Source organism: Streptomyces sp. NPDC015532 (genome assembly GCF_043078065.1).
Classification (GTDB): domain Bacteria; phylum Actinomycetota; class Actinomycetes; order Streptomycetales; family Streptomycetaceae; genus Streptomyces.
On sequence record NZ_JBIBSY010000007.1, the window covers coordinates 127,216 to 149,876 of the forward strand.

Genomic DNA, 22,661 nt, shown 5'->3' on the forward strand with positions numbered 1-22,661 from the left:
CGGGGGTTGTCCCCCGGGCAGGCACAGCGCCCGCTCGATCCTGACCAAGGGCTGAGACCGAACCGCCCGCTCGACTCAAGGAGTTACGGAAAAAATGGACGCTGTGACCCAGGTCCCCACCCCCGTCAACGAGCCGGTGCACGGCTACGCCCCCGGCTCGCCCGAGCGCGCGCGCCTGGAGGCCAGGCTCAAGGAGCTGGCCGAGAACCCGATCGACCTGCCGATGACGATCGGCGGCGAGCGGCGCATGGGCGGCGGCGCCCGTTTCGACGTCGTGCAGCCGCACAACCACAAGGCGCGCATCGGCACCTACGCCAACGCCACGCAGGCGGACGCCCAGGACGCCGTCGACGCGGCCCTCGCCGCCGCTCCCGCCTGGCGCGCGATGGCCTTCGACGACCGCGCCGCGATCATCCTGCGCGCCGCCGAGCTGCTGGCCGGCCCCTGGCGCGAGACGCTGGCCGCCTCCACGATGCTCGGTCAGTCGAAGACCGCCCAGCAGGCCGAGATCGACACCCCGTGCGAGCTCGTCGACTTCTGGCGCTTCAACGTCCACTACGCCCGCCAGATCCTCGCCGAGCAGCCGCCGGCGAACTCCCCGGGCGTGTGGAACCGCATGGACCACCGTCCGCTGGAGGGCTTCGTCTACGCGATCACGCCCTTCAACTTCACGGCGATCGCGGGCAACCTGCCCACCGCTCCGGCGCTCATGGGCAACGTCGTCGTGTGGAAGCCGTCCCCGACGCAGACCCACGCCGCCGTGCTGCTGATGCAGCTCCTGGAGGAGGCGGGCCTGCCCAAGGGCGTCATCAACCTCGTCACCGGTGACGGCATCGAGGTCTCCAAGGTCGCCCTGGAGCACCGCGACCTCGCCGGTATCCACTTCACCGGCTCGACCAAGACCTTCCAGTACCTGTGGAAGACGGTCGGCAACAACATCGAGAAGTACCGCTCCTACCCGCGTCTGGTCGGCGAGACCGGCGGCAAGGACTTCGTGGTCGCCCACCCGTCGGCGGACCGCGCGATCCTCAAGACCGCCCTGACCCGCGGCTCCTTCGAGTACCAGGGCCAGAAGTGCTCGGCGAGCTCCCGCGCCTACATCCCGGCCTCCATCTGGAACTCCGGTTTCAAGGAGGAGTTCGCGGCCGAGGTCGACTACCTGACCATGGGTGACGTCACCGACCTGTCGAACTTCATCGGCGCGGTCATCGACGAGCGGTCCTTCGCCAAGAACAAGGCCGCCATCGACCGCGCGAAGGCCGACCCGACCTGCACGATCGTCGCGGGCGGCTCGTACGACGACTCCGTGGGCTACTTCGTGCGCCCGACCGTCGTGGAGTGCTCGGACCCGGAGAACGAGGTCTTCACGACCGAGTACTTCGGCCCCTTCCTCGCCGTGCACGTCTACGAGGACGACCAGTACGACGAGATGCTGACCCAGATGGAGTCGGCGTCCGACTACGCGCTCACCGGCGCGGTCATCTCCGGCGACCGCGCGGCGGCCGCGTACACGATGGAGAAGCTCCGCTACGCGGCGGGCAACTTCTACATCAACGACAAGTCGACCGGCGCCGTCGTCGGCCAGCAGCCCTTCGGCGGCGGCCGTGCCTCCGGCACCAACGACAAGGCGGGCGCCCCGCAGAACCTGATGCGCTGGACGCTGACCCGCGCCATCAAGGAGACGCTGGTTCCGCCGACCGACTACGGCTACCCGCACATGGGCTGACAGCCGAACGCGGCGGCCGGCCCCCGGGCCGGCCGCCCGTCACCCACTCCGCCCCCGCCCCACGGTCTCCCCCGTCCGTGGAGCGGGGGCGGTTCCAGTTCCGCGGTGAGCCACGGCCGTACGGCGTGCCGCCGTCTCACAGGTGCCGTCCGAGGAAGTCCCCGATCAGCGCGGCCACCTGGCCGCTGTGCGTCTCCAGGGCGAAGTGCCCCGTGGGGAGCAGATGGATCTCGGCGTCCGGGAGGTCGCGGCGGAAGGCGAGCGCGCCTTCCGGGACGAAGATCTCGTCGCCGGCTCCCCAGACGGCCAGGAGCGGGACCTGGCTGGTGCGGAAGAACTCCTGGAACGCCGGGTAGAGCGCGAAGTTGGAGCCGTAGTCCGCGATCAGGTCGAGCTGGATCTCCGGCTGGCCGGGGCGGGCCATCAGGGCCGCGTCGTGCTCGTAGGCGTCGGGGCTGACCAGGGTCGGGTCCGGCACGCCGGTCAGGTACTGCCACCGGATCCCGTCCGGGCCGCTGATCGCCCGGACCGGCGCCTCCGTCCCGGGTGTGCGCTCCGCGATCAGCGCCAGCACCGGCGCCCAGGCGTCCGCGCCCAGACCCTCCTCGTACGCGTTGCCGTTCTGCGTGATGATCGCGGTCACCCGCTCGGGCTGCGCGAGTGCCAGACGCAGGCCGATCGGGGCGCCGTAGTCCTGGATGTAGAGCGCGTACTCCTTGAGGCCGAGCCGCTCGGTGAACTCCCCGGTGATCTCGGCCAGCCGGTCGAAGGAGTACGGGAAGTCGGCGGCCGCCGGGGCGTCCGAGCGGCCGAAGCCCAGGTGGTCGGGGGCGATCAGGTGGTAGCGGTCGGCGAGCAGCGGCAGCAGGTCCCGGAACATGTGCGAACTGGTCGGGAAGCCGTGCAGCAGGAGCAGGACGGGAGCGTCCGCGGGGCCCGCCTCGCGATAGGCGACGCGGTGGCCGCCGACGGTGGTGGCGCGGTGGTGGACCGACTGGCTGTGGCGGACCGGGTGACTGCTCATGATCGGATCCCCTAACCCCTGAAAGTCTTCTTGATGGTGAGAACAGTCCAGCACGTCCGCACCTAACTGGTCAAGATACTTTTAAGGGTTAGATTTTTCGGAGGTGTCGGCACTCGGACACGAAGGCCGTCGCCGGCCGGCCGGAGGGCTGGGATTCCCGTGTTCCGTGTGAATACTGGCCGCATGGCCCCCCGACTGCGGATCGCCCATACGGCGGATCTCGGCCCCGCCGAACTCCGCGCCGCACGCGCCCTGTTGGAGGACGCCTTCGACGGTGACCTCAGGGACGAGGACTGGGACCACGCGCTCGGGGGCCTGCACGTCCTGGTCCGCGACGGCCGGGGCCTCGCGGCGCACGGCTCGGTGATCCAGCGGCGCGTCCTGCATCGCGGCCGCTCGCTGCGGGTCGGCTACGTGGAGGCGGTCGGCGTACGCGCCGATGTGCGCCGCACGGGGCTCGGCGGACGGGTCATGGCCGAGCTGGAACGGATCATCGAGGGCGCCTACGGGCTCGGCGCGCTCTCCGCGAGCGAGGACGGGGCCGCTCTCTACGCGGCGCGGGGCTGGCGGCTCTGGCCGGGTCACGTGTGTGTGCTCGCTCCGGGCGGGGCCGTCCGTCTCCCCGAGGAGGAGGGCGCCACCTTCGTCCGCCCCGGCACCGCGCGGGACCCCCTCGACCCGGCGTACGCGCTGGTCTTCGACTGGCGTGACGGCGACGTGCTCTGACCGAAGTCCCAGGTCGCGGCCCTGTGACGTAATCCGCCGTCTCAGATAGTAGGAAGTCCGAGTAATTGTGGAGACAGATGCGCGGTCCTCACCTAGCTTGGTAGGAGCCGAACGTCTCGCTCGACCAAGCGAATGGCGGTCGTGAGCCGGAGCCCCTGGCAGGCAACCCCTGCGGCACCGCTCCCCGCCCCTTCCGGCGTCTCGTAAATCCCTCATCGCACTTCCGGCCGCCCGTGCGGGCGCCGCCGGAGGCAAGGAGTCGATTCATCATGGCCGAGACGACCGTCCGCCGAGTCCGTCATCTCTCTCGCACGAGCAGCGAGTCCGACCGCAAGAACGCCGCCGCCGCGCTCCAGCGCGCCCTCGACCGCAGGGACAACGGCGGAGCGACGGGCCACTGAGGCCCGCCGCCCTCGAATCCGGGAGCCGCGCCCGCGAAGGTGCGGCGTGGGGCGCTGCCCCGCGCCGCACCTGGGTCCGGCGGCGCCGAACGCCGCACGGTGCCTCGGTGTTCAGCTCCCGCGCCGCACCTCGAAGTGGTCGATGCGCTCGCCGCTCTGCGCCAGCGCGGACACCGTGAGCCGGGGCGAAGGGCCGGCCTGCGCCTCCACCGAGAGGAAGGAGAAGCCGGTGTACCGCACCCTGGACCACTCCACGGTCTCCGCCTTCTGCCGCTTCGACCTCGTCCAGTGGAAGGTCTCGACCGACTCGCGCCGCGTGACCTTGCCCTCGTGACTGTCCTTGACCCCGCTGGGGAAGCGGTACAGGCTCTTGCCCGCGCCGCCCGCCGTGACGTAGACGATCCCGTCCCGGGTCGGATCGGTCGAGGCGCCCACCGGCACCTGCTTGCCCACCCTGCCGTCCTTGATGGCGTCGGTGCGCTCGTACACGTGGTTGTGCCCGTTGATCACCAGGTCCACCTGGTGCTTGGCGAACAGCGGCACCCAGGCGTCACGCACCCCGCCGTCCGAGGCGTGCGTCGACGTCGAGTAGGCGCAGTGGTGGAAGAAGACGACGACGAAATCGGCCTGACGGCGCAGCTCCCCGAGCCGCTTGTCGAGCCAGGCCGTCTGTCTGCCCTCGGAGTAGCCCTTGTTGGCGGGGATCTCGTACGACACGTCGTTGGCGTCCAGCGCGACGATGCCGACGTTGCCGTAGACGAACGAGTAGGCGCCCGGCGCGTCGCGGGGGTCGAAGCCGTTGCCGGGCAGCGTCCAGCGCGCCGACTGGCCGCCGTAGCCGTTCGGCGAGTACCAGGCCTCCATGTCGTGGTTGCCGGTCGTCACCATCCACGGCACCGTCTTCGCCACCGTCTCGGTCTGCTTGAGGAACAGGTCCCAGGCGGCCGGGTCGTAGACGTCCGACTCCTGGCCGAGCCCGATCCCGTCCGCGTAGCAGATGTCGCCCGCGTGCAGATGGAAGGCGGGACCGCGGCCGAGGAGCACCTGGTCGTTGGCCAGCGCGTCGGGGGTGACGCCCTGGTCGCCGAAGGCGGTGAACACGAACGTCTCGGGGTGCGCGGGCGCGGTGCGGAAACGGCCGACGGTGGAGTGCCGTGACGTGCCCGCCGGGTCGAAGCCCTCGTGGCCGACGCCGTAGTAGTACGTCGTCCCGGGGCGCAGCCCGTCGAGCGCCGCGTGCAGGTAGAACTGGTCCAGGGCCGCCCGCTGCCCGGTGAGACCCGGTGTGTGCAGATGGCGGACCTCGGCCTCGATCCTGTGGCTCAGGGCCCAGGGCGTCGGACCCACCCGGATGTAGGGCTTCCTGACCGCGAACGGCACCTGCCAGGAGATCCGCATCTGGGTCTTCGGGTCCGCGCCGAAGGCGAGGTGGCGGCCGAACGGCGTGACGGCGGCGCCGGGCACCCGGCTGGTTGCCGGGTACGGCGAGGAGCCGGACGCCACCCGCGCGGGAGCCCCGGCGCCCTGGGCGCAGCCGGCCAGCAGCCCGCCGCCCGCGAAGGCGCTCGCCGCGACGAGCGCCCGGCGCCGTGTGAGCCGTGTCCGCAGGTACTCGTACTGCTCCGGCATGCTCAGTTCGCGTGCGAGCTCGTGGGGGATGCCGACATCGGGGACGGGCAGCTCGGGGGAAGTCCCCGTGGAGGGAGCGGTCATGTCTGGAAAGTTCCCAGCCTGCGCCAACGGCGTTCATACATGCGGGTGAACGTGAGCCGAAGGATGGACGCGCCGCGACACCGTCTGTCCGTATGGCGGACATCGCGTGTCATTCCATGGGACGAAGGAGTACGGTGCCGTCATGTCTCGCAGCATCGATCTCGCAGTGATCCCCGGTGACGGCATCGGCCAGGAAGTCGTGGCCCAGGGGCTCAAAGTCCTCTCCGCCGTCCTCCCGCAGGACGTGAAGCTGGAGACCAAGGAGTTCGACTTCGGCGCCCGGCGCTACCACGCCACCGGTGAGACCCTCACCGACGCCGACCTCGACGCCCTGAAGGGGCACGACGCCATCCTGCTCGGCGCGATCGGCGACCCCTCGGTCCCCTCCGGTGTCCTGGAGCGCGGTTTCCTCCTCAAGCTCCGCTTCGCCTTCGACCACCACGTGAACCTGCGTCCCTCGAAGCTCCTGCCGGGTGTCGAGACCCCGCTGGCCGGTCAGCCCGAGATCGACTTCGTCGTGGTCCGTGAGGGCACCGAGGGCCCGTACACCGGCAACGGCGGCACCATCCGCAAGGGCACTCCGCACGAGATCGCCACCGAGGTCTCCGTCAACACGGCCTTCGGCGTCGAGCGGGTCGTCCGTGACGCCTTCGCCCGCGCCCAGGCCCGCCCGCGCAAGAAGCTGACGCTGGTCCACAAGAACAACGTGCTGACCTTCGCGGGCCACCTGTGGACGAACATCTTCAACAAGGTCGCCGAGGAGTTCCCCGAGGTCACCACCGACTACCTCCACGTGGACGCGGCGACGATCTTCCTCGTCACGCAGCCCGAGCGCTTCGACGTGATCGTCACCGACAACCTCTTCGGCGACATCATCACCGACCTGGCCGCGGCCGTCTCCGGCGGTATCGGCGTCGCCGCCTCGGGCAACATCAACCCCAGCGGCGAGTTCCCCTCGATGTTCGAGCCCGTGCACGGCTCGGCACCGGACATCGCGGGCCAGGGCAAGGCCGACCCGAGCGCCACCGTCCTGTCCGTCGCCCTGCTGCTGCGCCACCTCGGCTACGAGGCCGAGGCGGCCCGGATCGAGGAGGCCGTCGCGGCCGACCTCGCCGAGCGGGTCGGCAAGCCCGCCCGCGGCACCGAGGAGATCGGCGACGCGCTCGCCCTGCGAGTAGCCGGCTGACCCGGCGCACCACCTACGTTCCGTAGCAGCCGCCGGGTCGCATCCGCACCCGGCGGCTTTGCTGTGCCCTCGCCGGGTGCCACCATCAGTCCCTGGGTCACCCCTGGGTCATTCCCAGGGCCGTATTCACATGTTTCGTCCACGGTCCTCCGCGCGCGATAATCGACAGCGGAGCCGCGGAACGAGGGAATGCTCGGACGTCCTAGCACTGGCCACGGACGGTTCGGATGTGAGCGCGGCCCGTCACATACAACCGGTGAAGGACAAAACCACTCATGACGCAGCCCACGATCGAGCTCAAGCCCTCCGCCAGTCCGCTCTCCGCCGCCGAGCGCGAGGCGATCCTGGTCAACCCCGGGTTCGGCCGCCACTTCACCGATCACATGGTGACCATCAAGTGGACCGAGGGCCGTGGCTGGCACGACGGCCAGCTCGTCCCGTACGGACCGCTCTCCCTCGACCCGGCGAACATGACCCTGCACTACGCGCAGGAGATCTTCGAGGGACTCAAGGCCTACCGCTGGCCCGACGGCTCCGTCGCGACGTTCCGTCCCGACAAGAACGCCAAGCGCTTCCAGGCCTCCGCCCGCCGGCTCGGCATGCCCGAGCTGCCCGTGGACACCTTCATCGAGGCCTGTGACGCGCTCGTCCGCCAGGACCGGGACTGGGTTCCCTCGCACGGCGGCGAGGAGTCCCTCTACCTGCGCCCCTTCATGATCGCGACCGAGGTCGGTCTCGGTGTGAAGCCCGCCAACGAGTACCTCTTCCTCGTCATCGCCTCGCCCGCCGGCGCCTACTTCGCCGGCGGCGTGAAGCCGGTGTCGATCTGGCTCTCCGAGGACCGCGTCCGCGCCGTTCCCGGCGGCATGGGCGACGCCAAGACGGGCGGCAACTACGCCGCCTCGCTGCTCGCCCAGAAGGAGGCCGCCGCCAAGGGCTGCGACCAGGTCTGCTACCTCGACGCGGTCGAGCACAAGTGGATCGAGGAGCTCGGCGGCATGAACCTGTACTTCGTGTACGGCGACCGGATCGTCACCCCGTCCCTCACCGGCTCCATCCTGGAGGGCGTCACCCGCGACTCCCTGCTGACCGTCGCCCGCGACCTCGGCTACACCGCCGAGGAGGGCCGCGTGTCCATCGACCAGTGGCAGACCGACGCCGAGAACGGCACCCTCACCGAGGTCTTCGCCTGCGGCACCGCCGCCGTCATCACCCCCGTCGGCACGGTCAAGCGCGACGGCACCGAGTGGCGCCAGTCCGGTGGCGAGCCCGGCAAGGTCACCCTCCGCCTGCGTGAGGCCCTGCTCGACATCCAGCGCGGCATCACCGAGGACACCCACGGCTGGATGCACCCCCTGGGCTGATCCCCCCGGTCCTCCCGCCGGTCCCCGACTGCCCGACAGGGTCGCGGGGACCGGCTGCCGCGCACCCTGCGCACTCCCTGGTTCAGCGGCCTAGAGCCGGCTTTCGGCGCGATCCGGTTCCCGCCGGGGCTCGACCCGGTGTGAGGCCTCCTTCGCCGTGAGCGCCAGGAAGACGAGGCCGCCGACCAGGCCGGACAGGACGAAGCTGCAGTCCACCCCGCCCGTCAGGGACAGCAGCGGGCCCTCGTACGACGGCAGTGACACGGCCAGGAGTCCGACGAAGGCGCCCAGGGCCCAGGCCGCCGTGGCCCGGACGTTCCAGCCGGCCCGGTACCAGTAGACGCCGCCGCGGGAGCGGCGGTTGAAGACCTGGAGGGCGTCGGGATCGTAGACCCCGCGGCAGCGGACGAAGCCGATCAGGGTGATGACCGCCCACGGGGTGCCGATCGCGGTCAGCAGCAGGACGAAGGAGGTCATCGCGGACTGGGCGTTCCAGGCGTAGTGGCCGACGAACACGCAGAGCATGGCGACGACGGCGACCGCGCAGGTGGCGCGGGCGCGCGAGGCGCGGGGCAGGATCGCGTCGAGGTCGAGGCCCATCGAGTAGAGCATCAGACCGGCGTTGCCCACCGAGCCCGCGGAGGCGGCCAGCAGCAGCGGGACCAGGTACCAGCCGGGGGACGCGGACACCAGCGGTCCCGCGTAGTCGAGGGCCGCGCGGGCCCCGTACGCCGTGAAGGTGCCGAAGAGCTGGGGGACGAGGAGACCGGCGATCAGGCCCAGCCAGGTGCCGTGCAGGACCGTACGGGAGGAGTGGCGCTCGGGGGAGATGTAGCGGGTGTAGTCGCCCAGCAGCGTGATGAACGCGATCGGGCCCGACAGGCCGGCCGCCACCGCCGCGAGCAGCCAGGTGGGCCAGAACGAGCCGAGCAGATAGCCGCCGGCCTCCGGGAGTGCCGCGGTGCTGAAGTGCGGGGCGTACGCGATCACGCCGGCCACCAGCAGGGCCGACATGCCGATCGCGAGAGCGCGGGACATGGCGAGCAGCACGCGGTAGCCGTAGACGGCGCCCGCGACGGTGGCGGCGGCCAGCAGCGCGTACACGACGGCGTACGCCAGGCCGTCCGCCTCCAGGCCGAAGAGCCGGCCGAGGACGCCGACCATCACGTCGCCGCCGATCCACACGGTCAGCGCGGTGTAGCCGAGCGCGAGAAGCAGGCCGACGACCGAGCCGACCAGTCGTCCGCGCACGCCGAACTGCGCGCCGGAGGAGGTGGAGAGGTTGGTGCCGGTCCGCAGGGAGACCAGGGCCAGCGGCGCGGTGAGCGCCGTCCCGACGACCGTGCCTGCGACGATCGAGCTCACGGAGGACCACCAGTCGAGCCCGAACGAGGGCGGCAGCCAGCCGAAGATGATCACCCCGAGGCAGAGGTTGGAACCGAGCAGGATCGATACGAGGTCGCGCGGCCCGCTGGTGCGTTCCTCCTCGGGGATGGTGTCGACTCCGCGCTGTTCGATCGGCATGGCTGGTCTCCTTTGACGGCCGCCTGGAGTGGTGCGGGCAGCATCACGAGTTAGAGCGACGCTCAATGTGGCGTCTCCGATGCTTATCCGTCAATGTTTCCCTTCCATGAATCCGACGTTTAGAGTGATGCTCTAAACGGAGGAAGGCGAGGAGGTGTCGCGGCGTGAGACTGACCCCCACGGAACGTGACCGACTGCTGCTGTTCTCGGCGGCCGAGCTGGCCCGGGCGCGCCGGGCGCGAGGGCTGCGGCTCAACGTGCCGGAGGCCACCGCCCTGATCGCGGACACCGTCTGCGAGACCGCCCGCGACGGCGGACGGCTGGCCGAGGCCGTCGAGGCGGCCCGGTCCGTCCTCGGCCCCGAGGACGTCCTGCCCGGCGTCGCGGACATCGTCACCGAGGTGCATGTCGAGGCCGTCTTCGAGGACGGCTCACGCCTCGCGGTGGTCAGCGACCCCATCGGAGGCGGCCTCGGCGAGCGGGCACCCGGCGCCCTGCTGCCGGGCCCGGAGCACGCGGAACCCGAGGCCGTCGTCCGCCTGCCGGTGACGAACACGGCCCCCGTCCCCGTCTCCGTGACCTCCCACTTCCACTTCTTCGAGGCCAACCCGCGGCTCGACTTCGACCGGCCGGCCGCCTACGGCATGCGGCTGGCCGTGCCCGCCGGCTCCTCCGTCCGCTTCGGCCCGGGGGAGAGCGCCGAGGTGGGGCTGCTGCCCATCGGCGGAGCGCGCGTGGCGATCGGCTTCGCCGGTCTGGTCGACGGGCCGCTGGACGCGCCCGGCGCCCGGGAAGAGGCCCTGCGCCGGGCCGCCGCCTGCGGATACCTCGGCGTACCGGACATCCGTGACCAGGAGGCCGAGCGATGAGCCGCCCAGGAGGCCACCCCGCCGAGGCCCGCCGCCTCAGCCCCTACGAGTACGCCGCCACCCACGGCCCCCGCGCCGGTGACCGGGTCCGGCTCGGCGACTCGGGGCTGACCGTCCGCGTCGAGTCCGACGCCCAGCTCCCCGGGGACGAGTTCCTCGCCGGATTCGGCAAGACCGCCCGCGACGGACTGCACCTCAAGGCCGCCGCCGTCCGGGACACCTGCGACGTCGTCATCAGCAACGTCGTGGTGATCGACGCCGTCCAGGGCGTCCGGAAGGTGTCCATCGGCATCCGCGAGGGCCGCATCCACGCGATCGGCCGGGCCGGCAACCCCGACACCCTCGACGGCGTCGACGTCGTGGTCGGCACCGGCACGTCCATCGTCTCCGGCGAGGGCCTCATCGCCACCGCCGGAGCCGTGGACACCCACGTCCACCTGCTCTCGCCGCGCATCATGGAGGCCTCGCTCGCCTCCGGCGTGACGACGATCATCGGCCAGGAGTTCGGCCCGGTGTGGGGCGTCGGCGTCAACTCCCCCTGGGCGCTGCGTCACGCCTTCGGTGCCTTCGACGCCTGGCCGGTCAACATCGGTTTCCTGGGCCGGGGTTCGTCCTCCGACGGTGCCCCGCTGATCGAGGCGCTCGCCGAGGGCGGCGCGAGCGGCTTCAAGGTCCACGAGGACATGGGCGCCCACACCCGCGCACTGGACACCGCGCTGCGGGTCGCCGAGGACCACGACGTCCAAGTGGCCCTGCACAGCGACGGACTGAACGAGTGCCTGTCGGTCGAGGACACCCTCAGGGTGCTCGACGGGCGCACCATCCACGCCTTCCACATCGAGGGCTGCGGCGGCGGACACGTCCCGAACGTGCTGAAGATGGCGGGCGTCGCGAACGTCATCGGGTCCTCCACCAACCCGACCCTGCCCTTCGGCCGGGACGCGGTCGCCGAGCACTACGGCATGATCGTCTCCGTCCACGACCTGAAGACCGACCTGCCCGGCGACGCCGCCATGGCCCGCGACCGCATCCGCGCCGGGACCATGGGCGCCGAGGACGTGCTGCACGACCTGGGCGCCATCGGCATCACCTCCTCCGACGCCCAGGGAATGGGCCGCGCCGGCGAGACCGTGCGCCGTACCTTCGCCATGGCCGGGAAGATGAAGGCCCAGTTCGGCGCCCCCGAGGACCACGACAACGAACGCGTCCTGCGCTACATGGCCAAACTGACCATCAACCCGGCCATCGCGCACGGCCTCGCCCACGAGGTCGGCTCCATCGAGGTGGGCAAGCTCGCCGACATCGTGCTGTGGCGCCCCGAATACTTCGGCGCCAAGCCGCAGCTCGTCCTGAAGTCCGGCTTCCCGGCGTACGGCGTTGTCGGCGATCCCAACGCCGCCACCGACACCTGCGAACCCCTGGTCCTCGGGCCGCAGTTCGGGGCGCACGGCGCGACCCCCGCCGAGATCTCGGTGGCCTTCGTCGCCCAGGCCGCGCTCGACCAGGGCAACGACACCATGCCGACCCGCCGCCGCCGCGTCGCGGTCCGCGGCACCCGGGGTATCGGCCCCGCCGACCTGCGCCTCAACTCCCGTACCGGAGCGGTCGACGTGGACGGGCGCACCGGCCTGGTCACCCTCGACGGCGAACCGCTGCGCTCCGATCCCGCCGACTCGGTCTCCCTCAACCGCCTGTACTTCCTGTAATCGACAGCCTCTAAGGATCACCCATGTCTGCTGCCGCCGACGGCTTCCGCATGCCCGCCGAGTGGACCCCGCACGAGCGCACCTGGATGGCGTGGCCGGGGCCCAACCCCACCTTCGACCACCCCGACGACCTCGCCGCGTCCCGCGCGGCCTGGGCGGCCGTGGCCCGCGCCGTCCGCCGCTTCGAGCCGGTCACCGTCGTGTGCGGCCCGGGCCAGTCCGCACCGGCCGCCGAACTCCTCGGCCCCGGCGTCGACACCGTCGAGCGGGAACTCGACGACGCCTGGATGCGCGACATCGGCCCCACCTTCCTCACCAACGGACGGGGTGAACTGGCCGCCGTGGACTGGACGTTCAACGGCTGGGGCGCCCAGGAGTGGGCCCGCTGGGAGCACGACTCCACGATCGGCGCGCAGGTCGCCGAACTGGCCGGAGCGAAGGCGTACGCCTCCCGGCTGGTCAACGAGGGCGGCGCGATCCACGTCGACGGCGAGGGCACCGTGCTGCTCACCGAGACCGTGCAGCTCGGCCCCGAGCGCAACCCCGGCTGGAGCCGCGAGCAGGTCGAGGCGGAGATCCACGCCCAGCTCGGCACCGAGAAGGCCATCTGGCTGCCGCGCGGCCTGACCGGCGACTACCCCCCGTACGGCTTCGGCACCCTCGGCCACGTCGACATCGTCGCCGCCTTCGCCCGGCCCGGCGTGATCGTCGCCCACTCCCAGCAGGACCCCGCGCACCCCGACCACGAGGTCAGCAAGGAGGTCATCGGGCTGCTCAGGGCCCAGACCGACGCGCGCGGCCGCGGCATCGAGGTCGTCGAGGTCCCCGCCCCGACGGTCCTGGAGGCCGACGGGCACTGGGCCGACTACTCGTACATCAACCACTACCTGTGCAACGGCGGCGTCGTGCTCTGCGGCTTCGACGACCCGCGCGACGAGACGGCGGCCGGCATCTTCCGCCGGCTCTTCCCCGAGAGGACCGTGACCCTGGTGGACGCACGTACGATCTTCGCGGGCGGCGGTGGCATCCACTGCATCACCCAGCAGCAGCCGAAGGTCTGACAACGGGAGTCACGGATGGCCGGTGCGCGGAAGAACGCGCCACCGCGCGAGGAGGTCCTCGCCGTCGCCATGGAGATGATCGCCGAGCGCGGTCTGGAGAACCTCACCATGGCGGCGCTCGGCCGTGAGGTCGGCATGAGCAGCGGCCATCTCCTCTACTACTTCCGCTCCAAGGACGAGCTGCTGCTGCGCACCCTGGAGTGGAGCGAGGGCCGCCTCGGCGCCGAGCGCGGCCGGCTGCTCGCCGCGCGCGGAACCGCCCGCGAACGCCTCGACGCCTACGTCGACCTGTACGTCCCCGACGGCCACCGGGACCCGCACTGGACCCTGTGGCTCGAGGTCTGGAACCACTCCCAGAACGCGGACGACGACGCCCGCGAACGGCAGGCCGCCATCGAGGGCGCCTGGCACCGGGACCTCGTCGCGCTGCTCGCCGAGGGCGTCTCGCGCGGCGAGTTCCGCCCCGTCGACGCGGACCGCTTCGGCGCCCGGCTGCGCGCCCTGATGGACGGCTTCTCCATCCACGTGGCGATCGGTCTGCGCGGCACCAGCCGCGAGCAGGTCCTGTCCCACGTGAAGGAGTTCCTCGACGCGTCGCTGGGCTGACCGGTCCTCCATCCGCACCGGCACGTAGCCCAGTGCTCGCATCCTGAGACACCGTGTGATCACGGAAGCGGTTTGTGCCAGACTGCCCCCGTGCTCTCGTTCGCCACGATTATTGGCAGCAGGCGCGCCGGTCCGCAGTGACCGCCACGTACGACCAGGTACGGGCGGACACCGTCGTTCTCGACCCGCGCGCAGACCTCTCGCACCCGCGAGGGGTTTTTCGCATTTCTGGCCCACCTTCAGCCGGGAGCGCAGCGCGCGGGATCATTGGAGGACGGTGGAGCCGGTCATTCCGGTAGACCGAGATTCAATACAGGAGCCTTGAGACCATGACGGAAACCAGCGAAGTCGACGATTCCTTCCACGTCTTCGACACGACGCTGCGCGACGGCGCGCAGCGCGAGGGCATCAACCTCACCGTGGCGGACAAGCTGGCCATCGCGCGGCACCTGGACGACTTCGGGGTGGGCTTCATCGAGGGCGGCTGGCCCGGCGCCAACCCCCGCGACACCGAGTTCTTCGCCCGCGCCCAGCAGGAGATCGACTTCAAGCACGCGCAGCTCGTGGCCTTCGGAGCGACCCGCAGGGCCCGCGGCAAGGCCTCGGAGGACCACCAGGTCAAGGCACTCCTGGACTCCGGCGCCCCGGTGATCACGCTGGTCGCCAAGTCCCACGACCGGCATGTGGAGCTGGCGCTGCGCACCACGCTGGAGGAGAACCTGGAGATGGTCCGCGACACCGTCTCCCACCTCGTGGCGCAGGGCCGGCGGGTGTTCGTGGACTGCGAGCACTTCTTCGACGGCTACCGGGCCAATCCGGAGTACGCGAAGTCCGTGGTGCGGGCCGCTCACGAGGCGGGCGCCTCCGTGGTCGTGCTGTGCGACACCAACGGCGGGATGCTCCCGGCCCAGGTACAGGCCGTGGTCTCCACGGTCCTGGCGGACACCGGCGCCCGGCTGGGCATCCACGCGCAGGACGACACCGGCTGCGCGGTCGCCAACACGCTGGCCGCCGTCGACGCGGGCGCCACCCACGTCCAGTGCACCGCCAACGGCTACGGCGAACGCGTCGGCAACTCCAACCTCTTCCCCGTGGTCGCCGCGCTGGAGCTCAAGTACGGCAAGAAGGTGCTCCCCGAGGGCGCGCTGCGGGAGATGACGCGGATCTCGCACGCCATCGCCGAGGTCGTCAACCTGACCCCCTCCACCCACCAGCCCTACGTGGGCGTGTCGGCGTTCGCGCACAAGGCGGGCCTGCACGCCTCCGCGATCAAGGTCGACCCCGATCTCTACCAGCACATCGACCCCGAGCAGGTCGGCAACACCATGCGGATGCTGGTCTCCGACATGGCCGGCCGCGCCTCCATCGAGCTCAAGGGCAAGGAGCTCGGCGTCGACCTCGGCGACGACCGCGAACTCGTCGCCCGCGTCGTGGAGCGCGTCAAGGAACGCGAACTCAAGGGCTACACCTACGAGGCCGCCGACGCCTCCTTCGAACTCCTGCTGCGCGCCGAGGTCGAAGGCAGGGCGCGCGTCTACTTCGAGGTCGAGTCCTGGCGGGCCATCGTCGAGGACCGCCCCGACGGCAGCCACGCCAACGAGGCCACGGTCAAGCTCTTCGCCAAGGGCGAGCGCATCGTCGCCACCGCCGAGGGAAACGGCCCGGTCAACGCCCTGGACCGCGCCCTGCGCGTCGCCCTGGAGACGATCTACCCCCAGCTCGCCAAGCTGGAGCTGGTCGACTACAAGGTCCGCATCCTGGAGGGCAAGCACGGCACGCAGTCCACGACCCGCGTCCTGATCTCCACGTCCGACGGCACGGGGGAGTGGTCCACGGTCGGCGTGGCGGAGAACGTGATCGCCGCGTCCTGGCAGGCACTGGAGGACGCGTACACCTACGGTCTGCTGCGGGCCGGGGTGGAACCCGCGTCGTGAACCCGCCCGAACGCCGGAGGGCGCGGTTCCCGCACCCTCCGGCGTTCACGGCGTTCACGGCGTCTCGCCGGTCCGGCGTACGGGACGGCTAGCGGAGCTGCCACTTCTGGTTCGCGGCCCCCGTGCACGACCAGATCTGCGCCCGTGCGCCGTTCGCCGACGAGTTGCCGGTCACATCGAGGCATTTGTTCGCCGCGGTGTTGACCACGTCACCCGTCGATGAGCTGTACGACCACTGCTGGGCGCCGGAGCCGTTGCAGTCGTAGAGCTGGACCTTGGCGCCGTCGGACGTCGAGCCCGACGTGACGTCGAGGCACTTCCCGAGCGAGCGCACCGATCCGTCGGCCCCCACGGTCCAGGTCTGCGCGGCGGTTCCGTTGCAGTCGTAGAGCTGCACCGCGGTGCCGTTGGCGCTCGACGCGCCCGCCACGTCGAGGCACTTGCCGGCCAGTCCGGCGAACGCGCCCGACTGACTGCCCCCGCCCGACGGGGTGCCGGACCAGGTGAAGGTCGCCGAGGTCTTGCCCGGCAGTGAGTAGGTGGCGTGCTGGGATCCCCAGTTGATGGTCACCGTCCTGGCGCTCGACGCGTCGTTGTAGGCGATCAGCGCCTTGGTGCCGTCCGGGTTGCGCCAGGCGACGTTCGGGACGGCCGAGGACGCCGTGGAGGCGATCCGCTGCGCTCCCGGCCGGACGAACTTCGTCAGATGGCCCATCGTGTAGTACTCGATCGTGTAGTCGACCGTCCCGCTCGCCCCGTCCCCGTTGTGCACGGTGACGAGTCCGGTGCAGGTGCCGCACCCCCCGTTGTGCGGGCCCTTGTTCTGGTCCACGGCGAGCGACCACTTGGTCACCGACTTCGCCCAGTTGCGGGTGTAGTCGACGATGTTGAGCATGTCCTCGCGCTGCTGGTTGGCGATCCAGGTGCCGCCGGAGTGCTCGGTCCCGAAGGCGTCGAGGCCCGGGTACTGGTTGTGCACGCTCGTCTGCTTGGCGATGTCGCCGCCGTACCCGTGCCAGGCGATCCCGCCGAAGTTCGGGTGCGAGCGGACCGCCGCGTCGTCGACGGTCTGGGCGGCGTAGGAGTCGTACACGTCCCAGTTCCAGTCGTGCGCGAGCACCTTGGTGGACAGACCGGCCGCCTGGAGCTTGGGCAGGAGCTCGCTCTTGGTGAAGTAGGCGAGTCCCGAGGCGTTCCAGCTCATCGAGGGATAGCCCGAGCAGCAGGTCGGCTCGTTCTGGGCGGTGACGTACGAGACGGGGACGCCCTGATCCCGGTACGCCTGGAGGTACTTCACGAAGTACGAGGCGTAGGCGCCGTAGTCCTCCGACTTCAGCCAGCCGCCGTTCAGCGACCCGCTGTCCTTCATCCACGCCGGCGCGGTCCACGGCGAGGCCATCACGGTCAGGGAGGGGTTGAGCTGGAGCGCCTGCCTGGTCAGCGGCACCACGTCGGCCAGGTCGTGCGCGATGGAGAACTGCGCCAGACCGGCGTCGCTCTGCCCGGCCGGCACGTCGTCGTAGCTGTAGCCGTAGCGCGCGAGGTCCGAGGCACCCATCGGGTTGCGCAGGAAGGAGAGCCCGATCCCGTCCGTCGGTGAGAACAGCTTGCGCATCGTCGCGTCGCGGGTGCTCTGCGACAGGGCGCCGCTGCTGTTCATCAGCCACGCGGCGGTGTCCGTGAAGGACGCGCCACCGCCGGTGAAGGTCTGGTACCGCGTGTTCTCGTCGACGGTGATGTTCTCGCCGCTGCCGCCGCTGCCCGACTGGAAGGCGAACGGCGCCTGGGCCTGGAGCCCGCGGACGACATGACGTCCGCCGTCGTCGTCCGTCGTCGTCAGGTACGCGGTGACCTGTTCGCCCGCGGCGTGCGCGGGCGCGGCCGCCGTGAATCCCGCGGTGGCGAGCAGCCCGGCGACGATCAGCCGGGCCGCCCGAGTGGATCTCCTCATGGAGCGCCGCCCTTCTGGAGGTGGGGGGTGGGGGCGTGCGAGGCGTGAGTAAATGACGGCTGCGGAGCCGCGTCAAGGGGTTGCGCGTTCAGACTCTGAAGGAACAACTGCTCTGATTCGGCCGGGACTTGAGTCTGTACCGGTTCCGACGTGAAGTCTTGACGGGTTGCCGGGGCGCCAGTTAACTCACGCCGTGATCTAAGTCGTGAGAAGGGCGAGGGAACAGAGCCAGCACATCATCGTCAGGAAGCACGTCGGTCGAACGACGTGAGAGTCGAGGGGACCCCATTGACCGGGCTCGATCGGAATTCCGTACGAAGAACCGCTCTGCTGGCCGGTGCCGCGCTGATCGCCGGACTGCTTCCGCTCGCTACGGCGGGAACGGCGGCGGCCGATGATCCCGCACCCGTCCCGGTCGACCGCTTCGAGGGCGAGGTGCCCTTCGCGACCCAGCCGGCCGAGGGCATCTTCACCTGGGGCGGCGACAGCGACGACGCGCCGAAGCTGGCACTGACCGCACGGTCCGACGCGCCCGAGGGCGCCAAGGTCCTCACCGGGGACTACGACATCAGCGGCTACGGCGGGTTCACCCACGACTTCGCCGCGGATCAGCCGGCCCACGACTGGTCCGCGCACAAGGGCATCCGCCTCTGGTGGGAGGGCCGGGACACCGCCAAGAAGATCGCCTTCGAGATCAAGGACGGCGGCGTCAACGGCGAGGCCTCGGAGCTGTGGACGACCTCCTTCACCGATGACTTCAGCGGCTGGAAACAGATCGAGATCCCGTTCGCCGACTTCGTCTATCGCACGGACTACCAGCCGGTGGGCGGTATCGACCACGTCCTCGGCCTGACGCAGATGTGGGGCTACGCCCTCACCCTCCCGGTCGGCGTCCAGGGGCAGTTCGCTCTGGACGACGTCGAGCTGTACGGCAAGGCCGACCAGTCCCTGCGGGCCTCCGTCACCACCGACTCGGCGGTCTACCCGGTGAAGGAGGGCGGCACCGCGCGGGTGAAGGTCTCCGTCGCCACCACCGGCTCCGCCCCGATCGAGGAGCCCGTGACCGTCGCGTACGAGAGCGCGGGCGGCAGCGCCGAGCCGGGCAGGGACTACGCCTCGGTCAAGGGCGAGATCACCTTCCCGGCGGGCACGACGTCCGGCGCGAGCCGCACCGTCACCGTCCCGACCCTGCGCGACCGGTCCGCCGAAGCGGCCGAGACGATCCCCCTCAAGCTCACGGTGACCGGGGCCAAGGCCCCCGCCGAGACCCCGCAGGTCGTCATCGACGCCCACGGGCTGCCGTACCTGAACCCGAAACTGTCCGTCAGGAAGCGGGTCGCCGACCTGGTCTCCCGGATGTCCCTGGAGGAGAAGACCGGCCAGATGACCCAGGCCGAGCGCGGGGCGATCGGCACGGGCGGCGACATCGCGGCCTACGACCTCGGGTCGCTGCTCTCCGGCGGCGGCTCCACGCCGACCCCCAACACCGCCGGGGCCTGGGCGGCGATGGTCGACGGCTACCAGCTGCGGGCGCAGGCCACACGGTTCCAGATCCCGCTGATCTACGGCGTGGACGCGGTGCACGGCCACAACAACCTCGCCGGCGCGACGGTCATGCCGCACAACATCGGTATCGGCGCCACCCGTGACCCCGCTCTGGCGGAGCGCACGGGCGCGGTGACCGCCGCCGAGGTCCGCGCCACCGGCATCCCCTGGGACTTCGCCCCCTGCCTGTGCGTGACCCGCGACGAACGCTGGGGCCGCTCCTACGAGTCCTTCGGCGAGGACCCTGCGCTCGTGACGTCCATGGAGACGGTCGTCCAGGGACTCCAGGGCGCCCGCGACGGCAGGGACCTGAAGGACGACGACAAGGTCCTCGCCACCGCCAAGCATTTCGTCGGCGACGGCGGCACCGGCTACGGCACGTCCACGACGGGCTCGTACACCGTCGACCAGGGCGTCACCAAGGTCACCCGGCAGGAGCTGGAAGCCGTGCACCTGGCGCCCTTCAAGACGGCGGTCGACCGGGGCGTCGGCTCGGTCATGCCGTCCTACTCCTCGCTCGACATCATCGGCGACGGCCAGGGACCGGTGAAGATGCACGCCCGCGCCGACATGATCAACGGCGTGCTCAAGGGCCGGATGGGCTTCGACGGCTTCGTGATCAGCGACTGGAACGCCATCGACCAGCTCCCCGGCGACTACGCCTCGCACGTCCGTACCTCGGTCAACGCGGGCGTGGACATGATGATGGTGCCGTACTCGTACAAGGACTTCCGCACGACGCTCACGGACGAGGTGAAGGCGGGCCGCGTCACCGGGCGGCGGATCGACGACGCCGTGTCGCGCATCCTCACCCAGAAGTTCGAGCTGGGCCTCTTCGAGAAGCCGTACGCGGACACGAGCGGCGCGTCGAGGATCGGCTCGGCCGCTCACCGGGCCGTGGCGCGGCAGGCGGCGGCCGAGTCCCAGGTCCTGCTGAAGAACGCGGACGGCGTCCTGCCGCTGAAGAAGTCCCAGAAGGTGTACGTCGCCGGTTCGAACGCCGACGACCTCGGCAACCAGACCGGCGGCTGGACCCTCACCTGGCAGGGCTCGTCCGGCCCGATCACCAAGGGCACGACGATTCTCCAGGGCATGCGGAACGCCGGCGGTGACGTCACCTACTCCAAGGACGCCTCGGCTCCGACCGGCGGCTACGACGTGGGCGTGGTCGTCGTCGGCGAGACCCCGTACGCGGAGGGCGTCGGCGATGTCGGCAACGGCAACGACCTGGAGCTGACCGCGGCCGACAAGGCGGCCGTCGACAAGGTCTGCGCGGCGATGACGTGCGCGGTGCTGATCGTCTCGGGCCGCCCGCAGCTCATCGGCGACCGGCTCGGAGCCGTCGACGCCCTGGTGGCCTCCTGGCTGCCGGGCACCGAGGGCGACGGGGTCGCGGACGTCCTCTACGGAAAGCGCGCCTTCACCGGGCAGCTCCCGGTCACCTGGCCGAAGTCGGAGTCCCAGCTCCCGATCAACGTCGGTGACACCTCCTACGATCCGCAGTTCCCCTACGGATGGGGTCTCACCACGCTGACGAAGGCGCCGGGGGGTGGCGCCGCCACACTGCGGGCGCTGGCCCTGGTGGCCTCGGCGGCGGAGCGGCACGGCGCCGACGGGACGGCCCGCGCGGCCGTGACGAAGGCCCGTCTGCTCGTCCAGCAGAAGATCGGCTCGTCGGTCACCGCGGCGAACGCCGCACCCTTCGCGGACGCGGATCACCTTCTGCTGACCGGCCACTACGGAGAGGCGGTGGCGAAGCTGGCCCAGGCGTACCGAGCGGGATAGAGGGAGAACGTGGAGGGCCGGCCGGGGCGGGACACCAGCCCCGGCCGGCCCGCGTTCCGGCGGCAGCGGGCCGACGCTCTCCCGATGTCCGGTTTTGCTCTGGTTCGGGTAGCTTCAAGGCATGAGGGCCGCATACACCCGAGGACTTCCAGGCCTGCTGGTCGCACTGATACTCGCGGCCCTGGCGCTGGTGTCGCTCCCGGCGCCCCGGGCCCATGCCGCGACGGACGTCTCCACGGTCGCCGCGGCCCTGCGGAAGGGCCCTGTCTACGTGGACCCGGCCGCCTCCGGCCAGCTCTCCGCGGCGGAGGCGGACGCCCTCGCCGCCAAGACCGAGAAGGCCGACAAGCCGCTCTTCGTCGCCGTGCTTCCCGCGGACTTCCCCACCGAGAACCTCTTCCGGAACCTGCGCACCGACACCGGTGTCACGGGCCTCTACGCGATCAGGCTCGGCGACCGCTTCGACGCCCGCGCCGACTCCGCGGTGATGTCCCGCTCGGCCGTGCAGAACCTCGTCACCAGCGTCCAGGGCGTTTCCGACGCGAGCACCCAGCTGAACCGGTTCACCGACAACGCGCTCGCCGGCCTCCGCGGTTCGGCCCCCGCGAGCTGGGGCGGCGGCACGAACGACGGAGGCGTCTCCACGGGAGCGCTGATCGCGGTCGGCGCCGTGGCCGTCGTCGGCGGAGCGGGCGCCTACACGGTCGTGCGCCGCAACCGGCGCCGCAAGGAGGAGGAGCAGCGCGCCGCGCTCGACAGGCTCCGCGTGGTCGTGGACGAGGACATCACCGCCTTCGGCGAGGAACTCGACCGCCTCGACTTCCACCCCGCGGAGGCCGGCGCGGACGACGTGATGCGCGCGGACTACGAACGCGGGCTGGACGCCTACGAACAGGCGAAGTCGTTCATGGCCGGGGCCCGGCGCCCCGAGGACGTGCGCGCCGTCACCCAGTCCCTGGAGGAGGGCCGCTTCTCCCTCGCCGTGCTCGCGGCACGCCGCGAGGGCCGCCCGGTCCCCGAACGCCGCGCGCCCTGCTTCTTCGACCCGCGGCACGGTCCGTCCGTCGCCGACGCGGCCTGGACACCCGACGGGGGCGCGCCCCGCGAGGTCCCGGTCTGCAAGGCGGACTGGATGCGTCTCACCGGCGGCGAACAGCCGGCGGTGCGCGAGGTCGAGACGGAGTACGGCCGCCGCCCGTACTGGGACGCGGGCCCGGCGTACGGCCCCTGGGCGGGCGGCTACTTCGGCGGCGGCCTGCTGCCGGGCCTGCTCGTCGGAACCGTGCTCGGCAGCATGATGGCGAGCCCCGGATACGGCGCCGCGTACGGCACCGGTTACGGCGACTTCGGCGGCGGCTACGACGGAGGCGATGTCTCCGGTGCCGATTTCGACCCCGGTGACTTCGGCGGCGGCTTCGGTGACGGCGGGGGAGGCGACTTCGGCGGGGGCGGCGGCGACTTCGGCGGCGGCTTCTGAGGGGTGGCGCACCCCGTTGAGGGCTGGCGCGCCCGTCGGGCCGCGCGCGGGCCGGCCGGGGGC

The 22,661-nt window shown here is 71.1% G+C and carries 16 protein-coding genes; 12 read left to right on the forward strand and 4 right to left on the reverse strand.

Features of this window, described 5'->3' with window-relative positions; genetic code table 11:
* The first annotated feature begins 94 nt into the window (after positions 1 to 94).
* Positions 95 to 1,726 (forward strand): L-glutamate gamma-semialdehyde dehydrogenase, encoded by a 1,632-nt coding sequence (pruA, locus tag ACF07B_RS22495; RefSeq protein WP_369481743.1) that lies wholly within the window; start codon positions 95 to 97, stop codon positions 1,724 to 1,726.
* A 136-nt stretch (positions 1,727 to 1,862) separates the two neighbouring features.
* Here the strand turns inward: pruA and ACF07B_RS22500 are convergent, their stop codons facing one another.
* Positions 1,863 to 2,750, reverse strand: a complete 888-nt coding sequence (locus ACF07B_RS22500; protein ID WP_392180264.1) for an alpha/beta fold hydrolase — start codon at positions 2,748 to 2,750, stop codon at positions 1,863 to 1,865.
* Positions 2,751 to 2,933: 183 nt separating this feature from the next.
* On the opposite strand from ACF07B_RS22500, the gene ACF07B_RS22505 reads away from it, so the two are divergent.
* Both ACF07B_RS22505 and ACF07B_RS22510 read left to right on the forward strand, forming a co-directional pair.
* A complete protein-coding gene (locus ACF07B_RS22505) occupies positions 2,934 to 3,476 on the forward strand; it encodes a GNAT family N-acetyltransferase (RefSeq protein ID WP_369481741.1) in 543 nt (180 codons plus the stop codon).
* A gap of 269 nt (positions 3,477 to 3,745) precedes the next feature.
* Positions 3,746 to 3,877, forward strand: a complete 132-nt coding sequence (locus ACF07B_RS22510; RefSeq protein ID WP_103550476.1) for a hypothetical protein — start codon at positions 3,746 to 3,748, stop codon at positions 3,875 to 3,877.
* A 111-nt stretch (positions 3,878 to 3,988) separates the two neighbouring features.
* Here the strand turns inward: ACF07B_RS22510 and ACF07B_RS22515 are convergent, their stop codons facing one another.
* Positions 3,989 to 5,557: a purple acid phosphatase family protein gene (locus ACF07B_RS22515; protein WP_384240062.1), complete on the reverse strand. Its 1,569-nt coding sequence runs from the start codon at positions 5,555 to 5,557 to the stop codon at positions 3,989 to 3,991.
* Positions 5,558 to 5,732: 175 nt separating this feature from the next.
* Here ACF07B_RS22515 and ACF07B_RS22520 point away from each other — a divergent pair, with 175 nt between their 5' ends.
* Positions 5,733 to 6,776 (forward strand): 3-isopropylmalate dehydrogenase, encoded by a 1,044-nt coding sequence (locus ACF07B_RS22520; protein ID WP_362391678.1) that lies wholly within the window; start codon positions 5,733 to 5,735, stop codon positions 6,774 to 6,776.
* A 275-nt stretch (positions 6,777 to 7,051) separates the two neighbouring features.
* Complete coding sequence (locus tag ACF07B_RS22525) at positions 7,052 to 8,140, forward strand: branched-chain amino acid aminotransferase (protein WP_392180265.1); 1,089 nt, start codon at positions 7,052 to 7,054, stop codon at positions 8,138 to 8,140.
* Positions 8,141 to 8,230: 90 nt separating this feature from the next.
* On the opposite strand, the gene ACF07B_RS22530 is transcribed toward ACF07B_RS22525, so the two are convergent.
* The gene (locus tag ACF07B_RS22530) at positions 8,231 to 9,664 is read right to left on the reverse strand and encodes a cytosine permease (RefSeq protein ID WP_392180266.1); all 1,434 of its coding nucleotides are present in this window, start codon (positions 9,662 to 9,664) and stop codon (positions 8,231 to 8,233) included.
* 164 nt (positions 9,665 to 9,828) lie between these two features.
* Between ACF07B_RS22530 and ureA the strand changes: the two genes are divergently transcribed.
* The 5 genes from ureA (at position 9,829) to cimA (ending at position 15,840) form a co-directional block, all read left to right on the forward strand.
* Entirely contained in the window at positions 9,829 to 10,533 is a 705-nt protein-coding gene (ureA, locus tag ACF07B_RS22535) for an urease subunit gamma (RefSeq protein ID WP_392180267.1), read from the forward strand.
* Entirely contained in the window at positions 10,530 to 12,239 is a 1,710-nt protein-coding gene (locus ACF07B_RS22540; RefSeq protein WP_392180268.1) for an urease subunit alpha, read from the forward strand. Before ureA ends, ACF07B_RS22540 begins: the two co-directional genes overlap by 4 nt.
* A gap of 23 nt (positions 12,240 to 12,262) precedes the next feature.
* Positions 12,263 to 13,300 (forward strand): agmatine/peptidylarginine deiminase, encoded by a 1,038-nt coding sequence (locus tag ACF07B_RS22545; protein ID WP_392180269.1) that lies wholly within the window; start codon positions 12,263 to 12,265, stop codon positions 13,298 to 13,300.
* Between the two features lie 15 nt (positions 13,301 to 13,315).
* Positions 13,316 to 13,906, forward strand: a complete 591-nt coding sequence (locus tag ACF07B_RS22550) for a TetR/AcrR family transcriptional regulator (RefSeq protein ID WP_362391660.1) — start codon at positions 13,316 to 13,318, stop codon at positions 13,904 to 13,906.
* Between the two features lie 329 nt (positions 13,907 to 14,235).
* Positions 14,236 to 15,840 carry a citramalate synthase gene (gene cimA / locus ACF07B_RS22555; protein ID WP_392180270.1) on the forward strand — a complete coding sequence of 535 codons (1,605 nt, stop codon included), beginning with the start codon at positions 14,236 to 14,238 and terminating at the stop codon, positions 15,838 to 15,840.
* 88 nt (positions 15,841 to 15,928) lie between these two features.
* Here the strand turns inward: cimA and ACF07B_RS22560 are convergent, their stop codons facing one another.
* Positions 15,929 to 17,791, reverse strand: coding sequence for a lectin (locus ACF07B_RS22560; protein ID WP_392180271.1), 1,863 nt, complete (start codon positions 17,789 to 17,791; stop codon positions 15,929 to 15,931).
* 288 nt (positions 17,792 to 18,079) lie between these two features.
* Here ACF07B_RS22560 and ACF07B_RS22565 point away from each other — a divergent pair, with 288 nt between their 5' ends.
* Positions 18,080 to 21,121, forward strand: coding sequence for a glycoside hydrolase family 3 N-terminal domain-containing protein (locus ACF07B_RS22565; protein WP_392180272.1), 3,042 nt, complete (start codon positions 18,080 to 18,082; stop codon positions 21,119 to 21,121).
* Positions 21,122 to 21,242: 121 nt separating this feature from the next.
* Complete coding sequence (locus tag ACF07B_RS22570; protein WP_392180273.1) at positions 21,243 to 22,598, forward strand: hypothetical protein; 1,356 nt, start codon at positions 21,243 to 21,245, stop codon at positions 22,596 to 22,598.
* Positions 22,599 to 22,661: the final 63 nt, after the last annotated feature.

Excerpts from the sequence above, each read along its gene's own strand:
- ACF07B_RS22525 (WP_392180265.1), top strand. The coding sequence starts at position 7,052 with ATGACGCAGCCCACGATCGAGCTCAAGCCCTCCGCCAGTCCGCTCTCC.
- cimA (WP_392180270.1), top strand. The coding sequence starts at position 14,236 with ATGACGGAAACCAGCGAAGTCGACGATTCCTTCCACGTCTTCGACACG.
- pruA (WP_369481743.1), top strand. The coding sequence starts at position 95 with ATGGACGCTGTGACCCAGGTCCCCACCCCCGTCAACGAGCCGGTGCAC.
- ACF07B_RS22550 (WP_362391660.1), top strand. The coding sequence starts at position 13,316 with ATGGCCGGTGCGCGGAAGAACGCGCCACCGCGCGAGGAGGTCCTCGCC.
- ACF07B_RS22520 (WP_362391678.1), top strand. The coding sequence starts at position 5,733 with ATGTCTCGCAGCATCGATCTCGCAGTGATCCCCGGTGACGGCATCGGC.
- ACF07B_RS22510 (WP_103550476.1), top strand. The coding sequence starts at position 3,746 with ATGGCCGAGACGACCGTCCGCCGAGTCCGTCATCTCTCTCGCACGAGC.
- ACF07B_RS22500 (WP_392180264.1), bottom strand. The coding sequence starts at position 2,750 with ATGAGCAGTCACCCGGTCCGCCACAGCCAGTCGGTCCACCACCGCGCC.
- ACF07B_RS22505 (WP_369481741.1), top strand. The coding sequence starts at position 2,934 with ATGGCCCCCCGACTGCGGATCGCCCATACGGCGGATCTCGGCCCCGCC.
- ACF07B_RS22570 (WP_392180273.1), top strand. The coding sequence starts at position 21,243 with ATGAGGGCCGCATACACCCGAGGACTTCCAGGCCTGCTGGTCGCACTG.
- ACF07B_RS22545 (WP_392180269.1), top strand. The coding sequence starts at position 12,263 with ATGTCTGCTGCCGCCGACGGCTTCCGCATGCCCGCCGAGTGGACCCCG.
- ACF07B_RS22540 (WP_392180268.1), top strand. The coding sequence starts at position 10,530 with ATGAGCCGCCCAGGAGGCCACCCCGCCGAGGCCCGCCGCCTCAGCCCC.
- ACF07B_RS22560 (WP_392180271.1), bottom strand. The coding sequence starts at position 17,791 with ATGAGGAGATCCACTCGGGCGGCCCGGCTGATCGTCGCCGGGCTGCTC.
- ACF07B_RS22530 (WP_392180266.1), bottom strand. The coding sequence starts at position 9,664 with ATGCCGATCGAACAGCGCGGAGTCGACACCATCCCCGAGGAGGAACGC.